The sequence below is a fragment of the Paenibacillus sp. N119s genome (assembly GCF_059447605.1).
The window spans coordinates 1-9,589 of the sequence record NZ_JCAJRU010000198.1; the positions used below are offsets into that span (position 1 = coordinate 1).

The 9,589-nt window shown below is 46.2% G+C and carries 9 protein-coding genes and 1 rRNA gene; 2 read left to right on the plus strand and 8 right to left on the minus strand.

All coding sequences use genetic code 11. From position 1 onward, the window contains the following. Positions 1-892, minus strand: an 892-nt coding sequence (locus tag AC5V8P_RS19415) for a UbiD family decarboxylase (RefSeq protein WP_495473788.1), incomplete at its 3' end; no start/stop codon positions are given. Between the two features lie 28 nt (positions 893-920). Continuing rightward, positions 921-1,511 carry a flavin prenyltransferase UbiX gene (locus AC5V8P_RS19420; protein WP_063212379.1) on the minus strand — a complete coding sequence of 197 codons (591 nt, stop codon included), beginning with the start codon at positions 1,509-1,511 and terminating at the stop codon, positions 921-923. Between the two features lie 159 nt (positions 1,512-1,670). On the opposite strand from AC5V8P_RS19420, the gene AC5V8P_RS19425 reads away from it, so the two are divergent. Further along, positions 1,671-2,576, plus strand: a complete 906-nt coding sequence (locus AC5V8P_RS19425) for a LysR family transcriptional regulator (RefSeq protein ID WP_064796881.1) — start codon at positions 1,671-1,673, stop codon at positions 2,574-2,576. 72 nt (positions 2,577-2,648) lie between these two features. On the opposite strand, the gene AC5V8P_RS19430 is transcribed toward AC5V8P_RS19425, so the two are convergent. The 5 genes from AC5V8P_RS19430 to AC5V8P_RS19450 all read right to left on the minus strand — a co-directional run bounded on the left by AC5V8P_RS19430 (position 2,649) and on the right by AC5V8P_RS19450 (position 8,925). Next, positions 2,649-3,833 (minus strand): response regulator, encoded by a 1,185-nt coding sequence (locus AC5V8P_RS19430; protein WP_064796880.1) that lies wholly within the window; start codon positions 3,831-3,833, stop codon positions 2,649-2,651. Then, on the minus strand, positions 3,814-5,610 hold the full coding sequence (locus AC5V8P_RS19435) for a sensor histidine kinase (protein WP_064796879.1): 1,797 nt from the start codon (positions 5,608-5,610) through the stop codon (positions 3,814-3,816). The genes AC5V8P_RS19430 and AC5V8P_RS19435 overlap by 20 nt, the downstream gene beginning before the upstream one ends. 30 nt (positions 5,611-5,640) lie before the next feature. Next, positions 5,641-6,474, minus strand: coding sequence for a carbohydrate ABC transporter permease (locus AC5V8P_RS19440; RefSeq protein WP_419866083.1), 834 nt, complete (start codon positions 6,472-6,474; stop codon positions 5,641-5,643). Positions 6,475-6,479: 5 nt separating this feature from the next. After that, positions 6,480-7,370, minus strand: a complete 891-nt coding sequence (locus tag AC5V8P_RS19445) for a carbohydrate ABC transporter permease (RefSeq protein ID WP_064796878.1) — start codon at positions 7,368-7,370, stop codon at positions 6,480-6,482. 223 nt (positions 7,371-7,593) lie between these two features. Next, the gene (locus AC5V8P_RS19450) at positions 7,594-8,925 is read right to left on the minus strand and encodes an extracellular solute-binding protein (protein ID WP_064796877.1); all 1,332 of its coding nucleotides are present in this window, start codon (positions 8,923-8,925) and stop codon (positions 7,594-7,596) included. A gap of 294 nt (positions 8,926-9,219) precedes the next feature. Here AC5V8P_RS19450 and AC5V8P_RS19455 point away from each other — a divergent pair, with 294 nt between their 5' ends. Next, a complete protein-coding gene (locus AC5V8P_RS19455; protein ID WP_196771861.1) occupies positions 9,220-9,378 on the plus strand; it encodes a hypothetical protein in 159 nt (52 codons plus the stop codon). A 137-nt stretch (positions 9,379-9,515) separates the two neighbouring features. On the opposite strand, the gene rrf is transcribed toward AC5V8P_RS19455, so the two are convergent. Then, positions 9,516-9,589 (minus strand): 5S ribosomal RNA (gene rrf / locus AC5V8P_RS19460); the annotation flags it as partial.

Sequence of the window (9,589 nt, forward strand, 5' to 3'; positions counted from 1 at the left end):
GCTGTTTGCGGTGATATACACGATTAATCTGAATGACTGGCATCGCGCGACCGCCGGAATAGTGACCTGTGAATTCACCGAATGGACCTTCATACTCACGTTCACCTGCTAACACTTCGCCTTCCAAAATGACCTCGGCTCCCCAAGGTAGATCCAGGTCTGCATCCTTCGCTTTGACCACACGATAAGGCTCGCCCTGAATGGCGCCCGCCATCTCATATTCGGATTGATCGTACAGCAGCGGCGTAGAAGCAGCCGTTGTAATCACAGGCTCACATCCGAGGGCAATAGCCACCTTCAGATTTTCGCCGCGCTCCTCAGCCTGACGGATATGGATCGCAATATCATGCTGTGGTACAGGCTGGATGCCCAAACGGTTCTTGCCTTTTACCTGCATCCGGTACAAGCCAACATTTTGCTTGCCATAGGTATCCGGGTCATCCAGATCGCGTGAAACTAAAATTGCTTTGTCCAGATAAAATCCTCCGTCTCCCTGGTTCAAACGAAACAACGGCAAAATATCAAACAAATTAATATCCTCTGTAATCTCGACTTCATGAAAAGGAGCGGTTTCTTCCCGCTTCACAGGCATCGGAAATTGTTCATAGCGTCTGGCAAATTCAAAAAACTGCTCCTTGAGCGGCGTATTTTTGGGCATTCCCATCATGAGGGCATGATTGGGCCAGGAGCCCATCACATTCATAGCAATACGAGCATCCGTATATCCATAGATGTTGTTGAAAAAGAGAGCAGGCGTCTTATCTCCAAGGTTGTTTAATGCTCTGTTAGCGGCTGCGAGGTCTGGCTCCGGCTTTACCTCATCGCTGATCGTGAGTAATTGTCCCTCCTTTTCCAGGGTGTTTAGAAAATCGCGAAAGTCTTTATAAGCCATCATTCATTCTCCTTCGTCTTTCGATTTCTCAATTCTGGTGCAGCCTGGAGTCATTCTGCTTCATCCCATCCCAGCGTTTGGCTGCGGTTGTGACAATACCGAACTGATCCAATGCGCGAAAAACAATATGATCCACTAATTCCTCGATACTTGCAGGATGATTATAAAAGGCAGGCATCGGCGGCAGGATCATCACGCCCATACGTGACAGCTCCAGCATATTTTCCAGATGGATACTGCTTAATGGTGTTTCTCTGGTCATGAGCAGCAGCTTCTTTCGCTCCTTCAGTATCACATCCGCTGATCGGGTAAGCAGGTTGTCCGCCATACCGATACGAATAGAGGCAAGAGTCTTCATACTGCAAGGAGCGACGACCATACCATCTACCCGGAAGGAGCCGCTAGAAATACGTGCGGCCTGATCCTTATACGAGTAGACTGCATCCGCCATTGCCTCCACTTCCTTCACCGTGTAGCCTGTCTCATAGGGTATGTTGGCAATAGCCCACGGGGATAGCACCAGATGACTCTCTACTCCAGCCTCTCGTAATTGTTGTAATATACGGATACCAAAGATCGACCCTGTCGCTCCCGAAATTCCTACAATGATTTTCTTCATATGACCCCTCCTTCCATCATCGTTTTATGTTCACCCATGCATTACTATCAAAAATTATACGCCCGTTCCCTGCACACGAAAAATATATATAATATATGTAATGCATACTTTAAAAGTATTCAAATTGAAGCGTTGTTTAGAAATGAGGAGGAAATCCCAATGGACTTGAAGCATCTGCATTACTTTTGCATCATCGTGGAGGAAGGGCAAATCACCAAGGCCGCCAGAACGCTCAACATGGCCCAGCCTCCACTGAGTCAGCAACTCAAAAATATGGAGGACGAGCTTGGTGTAAAGCTGATTTACCGTGAAGGAAAGAAGTGGGAAGTTACCGAGGCCGGATATACACTGTATACACGCGCCAAACGATTATTGGCTGAAATGGAGGACACCTGTAGAGAAATTGGGGAGTTTGAAAACAGAGTAACCGGCACACTTGCCATAGGCACCTCATCCGCCTGTATGTCTCTGATTACTGAACAACTCAGTCACTTTCATCAGGTTTATCCAGAGGTATACATTAAAATAGGACACGGAGACACACATCATCTGGAAGAGCTGCTGCACCAAAATAAAGTGGATCTGGCCCTGCTGCTGCTTCCGGTAGATGACAAATCCTACCATACAATTGAACTGGAGGGCGTTTCTTTTGTTGCGGTTCTTCCGTGTGAATGGGCAGATCGCCATCCCAGTGGGGAAATTACATTACAGGAAGCTGCCAGCTATGACCTCTTGTTGGGACGCCGAACAGAAGGACACGGACTATACGAAACCGTCATCCGCAAATTTCAGGAACACCATCTTATTCCGCGCGTCGTACTGGACTGTCCAGAAATATCGACCATTCTCTCGCTCGTTTCCACAGGCATGGGAATTACCATCATTCCAGACGCTGGCTTGGGACAAGAATACGAGGACAGATTTCGCACACTCTCCATTAAGGAGCCATTCCCCTTCACACAGCCTGCCGTCGTATGGCGCAAAGATCGTTATTTATCCAATGCAGCCCGCAAATTTGTTGAATTGCTACAAGCTGGAGACACGAAAAAGACTGTTCCCGAGTAGATGCTCTACCGCTCTACTCCTGAAACAGTCTGATGCTGGATGAACTTCCTTCATTCGGTCGTTGATGCCGCCTTACTTCACTCCTTGATGCCGATACTCGGTCGGAGTCATTCCACATTTGCGCCGGAATACCTGTGTAAAATGTCGCATATCTTGATAGCCGATCCGCTCGGAAATATCAGCCAGCCGCAAAAGAGGATCACTTAACAGCCGCTTTGCCTCTTCCATACGCAAGGAAATGACGTAATCCTTATAGCCTTGTCCCGTTTTTTGTTTGAATAACTGGCTGAAATATACTGGATTTAAAAATACGATGGAGGCCACCTTTTCCAGTGACAGCTCCTCTGTAAAGTGAGCCTGAATATACTGCAATGCTACATCAACCGTGTGCATGCCCTTACGGAGACATTCTCCTGTATCCGCTGCTGCAGCTGCAATCTCCTCTGGCGTTCGTCTTAGTCGCGCCACCTCTTCAGGTATGGATGAGAAATTGTGGTGAACACCCGAGCGTGTAATTTGCAAAGGTACCTTCACATAACGCTTCAAATGGGATTCAAGCAAAGACTCCAGCCGTGCGGCCTCTGCTTCATCCCTTAGCCTTGCAATCCCCAGCAGACTATGGCGGTCCAGACTGACGACAAAGCCGCTGCCCCCAGCCTCAATGAGCTCGGACAATACATTTTCAATCATAAAATGCTCTAAATGCGTCTGCTTGTGATCAGGTTCCATGCGAACCATAAAAAGATGGAACTCTGGATAATTTTCGACGAAGGGCTGTATATCCAGCTTGCCTGTATCCAATCCAAGTGCATAACGCTGGAAAACAGCTTCACGTAAATAAACCATATTGGATTTAAGAAGCCTGCCTTCGTTCGCCTGTTGCGAGGCCACAAGCGCTTCGGCTGCTAATACTTCAATACATTCCAGCAGCTTTTTTTTACCGATGGGCTTTAACAGGTAGTCTTTGGCACCCAGCTTTACTGCTCTTTGTGCATATTGGAAGTCGGAATGGGCCGAAATGACAACCCACTGCAGATGAGGATGCTTTCGCTTGGAAATACGCATGAATTCCAGACCATCCATACCGGGCATCAGGATATCGGTCAATACAATATCTACAGGATGCTCCGCCAGAATGCCTGCTGCTTCCTCGGTGGAAGCAGCGAGATGAATGCCGCAGGTTGGTAGTGCTTGGCCAATAGTACGCCGAATCCCCTGTCGAATCATACTTTCATCGTCAGCTATCAGAATATTCATGTTTTTCCTCCTTCTGTGGCAGAGGCACATTTACAGTGACTGTCGTTCCGGCTCCTGGTGCGCTGGAGATCCGTAGGCCGTACTCTTCTCCGAACATGTGCCGTAGCCTTAAATTTAGGTTTTGCAGGCCGATGCCTCCCGCCTGCCCGCTGCCCGCCTGTTTGCCGGGTTCTGCCAAAGCGACCTGGACCACCTCCCATCGTTCATACTCCATTCCTACTCCGTTGTCGATGATGTGTAGGCTCAATACACCATCATACTCCTCCGCTCTAACGAGCAGTTTGCCACCTGTATCTGCATGAAGAGGCTCCAGCCCGTGTTTCACCGCATTTTCAATCAGTGGCTGCAAGGTCATTTTGGGTACACGGATATCCAGCCATCGATCTTCGATGTAGACGTCGACAGCTACCCTGCCCTCTAGCCGGGCCTGGATAATGGTGAGGTAATGACCGACCTGCTCTACTTCTTCCCGAAGGCTTACATCGGCTCCCTCTTCCCAGTGACTGCTGTAACGGAACATATGGGATAAGGAGAGCACTACCTCTCCGAGCTGATCCTGTCCCTTTTCATCTAGCATCCAATAGATCATATCCAGCGTATTGTACAGAAAATGTGGATTAACCTGCGTCTGTAGAGCGTGCAGTTCAGCATTTTTTTCGCTGACTGATGATACACGCACCAGCTCAATCAGTTCTGCAATTCGTCTTACCATATGGTTGAAAGAGGTAGCCAACTGGTTGATTTCTTCATAGGATGTGATGTTTACCGTGTGGCGGAAATTGCCTGTCTCTACCCGTTTCATTTCCCGAATAACTCGTTTGAGCGGATGGGAGATGCCTCTGGAGACGATGGATGCAATTAGCGCCGACAACATAATAAGTATGGGTGCCACGATAAACAAGTATCTTTGAGTTTGCGCCAGTTCCACGTTCAGATCCTCACCGGGTGTTACACTAATCACCGACCAATCAGCAAACGGAAGCTTGGAAGCGATTACAACTTTCTCTTTACTCCGATCTACAATTACATCCTCCTCCGGGACCTGCTGCTCTAGATTTCTCAAATCTGGTGGCGGATCAGAAGAGGTAGCTGATACAATTCGATTTTCATGGCCTAACAGATAGACTTGGCTATTATTGCTCAGCCGTAAATTGTGGAGAGCGGACAAAACGGAACGCGGTTCAGCCTCAAACAAAACAATACCAATCGGCTTGTGTTCATCCAGATCATAGAGCTGCCGTCCAAAAGCAAACACAGGCCTGGTTTCCACTTGGTCGATGACAGAGTGAGGATAAACACCCAGCCATGCAATTTTACCCGCCGACTTTCGAATTTCCCTGTACCATTCCGTCTGCTCGTAATGAGTATCAATGACATTCATATAATTCCCGTAATTGTATACCTTGCCTGTGTCTGTGATCACATGAATGCCTATCAGATCCTCGCGCGAATAATAGATGGCTCCAAGGATATTCGTAATCGTACGTTCGTTAATGTAATTGACAGCAGGCAAGTCACTACGATCTGTGGTCAGCAGACGAACCAAGTCCATATTGTTGCTGATTGACTTGGAGAGACTGTTATAGCTGCCGAGCAGCAATTCAAACAATCCTGCCGTTTGAGATACATTTTTACGTGCAAGCTCGCTGACCTTATCATGGAACTGCACCGTAGTACGGTTGTAGAATAATAGACTGACCGCTAGCACAATACCGGACATGCTCAATAGGAATAAAACAAACAAGCGGTATTGAATGGATTGAAAACGGCGCATCATACCTCCGTGCGCTCCTTTCGCATTGACCGCCTATCCTTTTACCGCTCCCGCAACCATACCCTTGGTGATTTTTTCGGACAGGACAAAATAAATAATAATAACCGGTAAGGCTCCCATGACCAGAAAAGCACCAATATTGCCGTAATTCACAGAATACTGGCTGACGAACGTATATACGCCGAAAGGGAGAGTTTTTAGCTTTTCGGACGAGATAAAGGTGGCAGCCATAATGTATTCATTCCAGATATTAATGAAAGTTAAAATACACACTGTCATGATAGGCGGAATCGAGATAGGTAAGATTACACTGCGGAAGATACGATAAATGCTCGCTCCGTCAATGTAGGCGGATTCTTCAATTTCGTGGGGAATGGACCGCATAAAGCCGGATAGGATGAAGACCGCAATCGGTGTCTGAAAAGCGATGTAGGGTAAAATCAGCGAGAAATACGTATTCAGAATATGGACGTTTTTAAACATCACCATCAGCGGTAGCAGTGTAGCTTGCATGGGGATCATCATCCCGACCAAGAACAACGTCAGCACAACAGCCCCGAAACGCCAGCGAAAACGTGTAATTGCATAAGCAGTCATCGAGCTTAATACAATGACAAAAATCATCGTAACCCCGGTCACCAGCACACTGTTTCCTAAATAACGCAAGTAACTCCCTGATTCATAGGCTTCCTGGTAGTTGTGCCACTGGGGCACTTGAGGGAGTGCAAAGAAGCTTGAACCTAATATCTCTTCATTCGTCTTCAACGAATAAGTCAGCAGCCAAAAGAGTGGATACAGCTGCGTGACCACTAAGACGGCCAACAGGGCGAAGACCCCCATTTTCTTCAAGGCGTTCAACAGTCCCATCTCCTCTAGCTTACCTTATTTTCAATACGTTTGAAAACAAAATTTATCACAATTGTAAATGACAAGCAGATGACTACAAGAAAAGAGGCCAATGCACTGCCATACCCGTATTTCATAGATAAAAAGGACATATTGTACATATACGTGGATACTGTATCCGTCGCATGGGCTGGTCCTCCTCCTGTCATTACCCAGATCAAATCAAACGATTGTAAGGACCCGATAAAGGCTAATACAATCGATATTTTAAAAATAGGCACAATGAGCGGCAACGTAATGTGACGGTCTGCTTTGAATCCTTCTGCTCCATCAATTTTAGCTGCTTCATACAGCTCATTGGGTATATTTTGTACCCCGGTAAACTGGATAAGCAAATGGTAGCCAAAATATTGCCACAACGAGACAAAATATAGAGCATACATCGCTACCTGCGGTTCCGTCAGCCAAGAGCGTGTCCAGCTTTCCAGCCCGACCGCCATCAAAATACCGTTCAGCATCCCACCCATCGAGGCCGGATTGTAGATCGTCTTCCACAACTGGCCGATAATGACCACCGATAGAATGACCGGCAGAAAATACATCGTAACCAATGTATTTGCTTTACGCACATAACGATTGAGTAAAATGGCCAGCAGAAGACAGAGCAGGATTTCCAGCATAGAAAATACAGCGAACATCATCGTCCGCTTCACGGATGGCCAGAACACTGGATCGGCTGTAAAAATTCGCTTAAAATTAGCCAGTCCCACAAACTTCGCCTCAGCAATTCCGTTCCAATCCAGCAGCCCGCAATACACAGATACCAGAATCGGAACAAATACCATACAGGTATACAACAACAGGCAGGGCAGCACGAAAACGGCAATCGTGCGTGTCGGCACCTTCAGTACATTCATGCTCTAATCTCCTTTATGATGATTCGGAGCAACTTCTGGGGGATGCTTAGCCATTAGCAATTCCTAATCAGGGAGGGGAACCTTCGCTCCCTCCCCTAGCTTATTCAGGATTTTGCAAAATTGATCCAGTCCTCCGAAAGATACAATATCTAGACGAGCTAGGGCATTTCGAGCTATATTTTGTTCATCAGAAGTCGCTATTCGATTTTTGCAATATCTTCACTTATTTATTCGCTTCAAAAGTGTTCTGATGTTCCTTCGCAACTTGTGCAGAGTCCTCTTGTTGCACGAACAGGTTCTGAATGCTACTCAGATGCGCCTGCGCAATAGCGGGGTTCATCGTATTGTCAAAAGCGAGGTCCCCTCCTTTTACATTTTTAAACAGCTCATTGAGACTAATGGCCAACTCGGAATACCCGGCTTTCTTCAGATCGCCTTTTATTTTCTGACCGCTGCCAATTGCATTTTTCAGCTCAAACTGAATCTTCGGCATCTCTGTAATAAAATAGTGCAGAAAGTCCTTCGTCTCCTGTAAATGTTCACTATTTGCCGATACCGCAAACGCGCTACCCGGTGCAATGACATATTCATTCACATCCCCTTTGCCATTCACCGTAGGGAATTGGAACGCTCCTACCTTACCTGCTACCGGAGATGCATCAATAGAACCCGTTTCCCAAGTACCCATGATATACATCGCAGCTTTTCCAGTTTTAAAAATATTTCCGCCTGCATTATAGTCAATAGATGTGGCTCCATCTGGGAAAGCTCCAGCCTGCACTAACTCCTGAAATGCATCTACAGCCTCCACAAAAGCTGGGTCGTTGAACGTCTTTTTACCATCCAGCACATCATTAAGGAAATTGGGTCCTTCATTCGTACGCAACAAAATATTCATAAAAAGGAGGGAACCAGTCCATGAATCCTTTTCTCCAATGGCAATTGGGGTAATTCCCTTCGCTTTCAGCGTCTTGACCGTCGTAATCAACTCATCAAAGGTGGCCGGCAACTTTTGAATTCCCGCCTGCTCGAACAGTTCTTTATTGTAAAAGACCACTTCTATATTGTTGCCATCCGGAAAAGCATAAAGCTTATCATCGAAGCTATAGTAATTAAGAAGCCCATCCTGAAACGTATCTTTCAAGCCCTCTTTATCAGCCACATCATTTAAGGGCGCGAGTAGTCCGGCATCTACGAATGGCTTCATCTGTGCAGCCGGATTTACAATCGTGATATCCGGCACTTCTTTCGCTGCTGCTTGTGTTTTCAGCTTGAGTTTTTGCTGATCTGTATTTAGCGAATCCAATTCAATTTTGACATGAGGATGATCCTGCTCGTATTGGCTTACAATCTGCTTAATCATTTTGTACGAAGGGGTGCTAGGATCAGGATTGATGTTTTGAAAGGTAATCGTCACATCCTTCGTTACATTGCCTCCACCCTTTTCCCCTGGATTTCCCGGACTTGCGCTTTGTCCGTTATTACAAGCTGCCAGCGTCAATGCCAAGGCGCCCGCCGCTACAGTGGCAAACGCTTTCATTTTTACTCTGCTCATATTCCTTTTCCTCCTCTGGTTGAAGCATTGCGCAATTTATCCTCCTGATCGGTGGACACTCAATGCCCGCTTGTTCTTTTCATTATGTTCCATAGAAAAGACGTGAACAATGCGTGAACTTAAGGAGAAGGGTTTGTTTTTTTAAGCCCTCCATTTGCGTGCTTCAAAATTCATTCATATCATATCTTGCAATTTATCCAGAAGACAGGCATAATATAAATAACATCACTTTTTGATAATGATTATCATTATTAAATTATAAATACACATAGACTTAAAGGAGGCAGGACCGCAGTGAAAGAAGCTTCTAGTAAAACCTCCCTGCATATCGATGATTATTTGGATCTTCTCAATCTTGCCGTACAAGTCGGAGATATAAAGTGGCAAAAGGAAATAACCCGTAAACTTCAAGCCTTAAGTGCCCTCCAGGTAGAACAGGTTGAAATAGATTAACATCGCACAATGCATATTCTGTACCCAAGAATATTATAGTGCTTTTAGCCGAAGGCATGACATGAGTCTTTCATGTGAGCGATAAATGAATCGGATATAAAAAAGAACACAGCCTTATGGCTGTGCTTTTTTTGTGTGCTTGGCAACGTCCTACTCTCCCAGGACCCTGCGGTCCAAGTACCATCGGCGCTGGAGGGCTTAACGGTCGTGT

Coding starts and splice junctions, on each gene's coding strand:
- AC5V8P_RS19435 (WP_064796879.1), bottom strand. CDS start 5,610: ATGATGCGCCGTTTTCAATCCATTCAATACCGCTTGTTTGTTTTATTC.
- AC5V8P_RS19430 (WP_064796880.1), bottom strand. CDS start 3,833: ATGAATATTCTGATAGCTGACGATGAAAGTATGATTCGACAGGGGATT.
- AC5V8P_RS19425 (WP_064796881.1), top strand. CDS start 1,671: ATGGACTTGAAGCATCTGCATTACTTTTGCATCATCGTGGAGGAAGGG.
- AC5V8P_RS19445 (WP_064796878.1), bottom strand. CDS start 7,370: ATGAATGTACTGAAGGTGCCGACACGCACGATTGCCGTTTTCGTGCTG.
- AC5V8P_RS19420 (WP_063212379.1), bottom strand. CDS start 1,511: ATGAAGAAAATCATTGTAGGAATTTCGGGAGCGACAGGGTCGATCTTT.
- AC5V8P_RS19440 (WP_419866083.1), bottom strand. CDS start 6,474: ATGGGACTGTTGAACGCCTTGAAGAAAATGGGGGTCTTCGCCCTGTTG.
- AC5V8P_RS19450 (WP_064796877.1), bottom strand. CDS start 8,925: ATGAGCAGAGTAAAAATGAAAGCGTTTGCCACTGTAGCGGCGGGCGCC.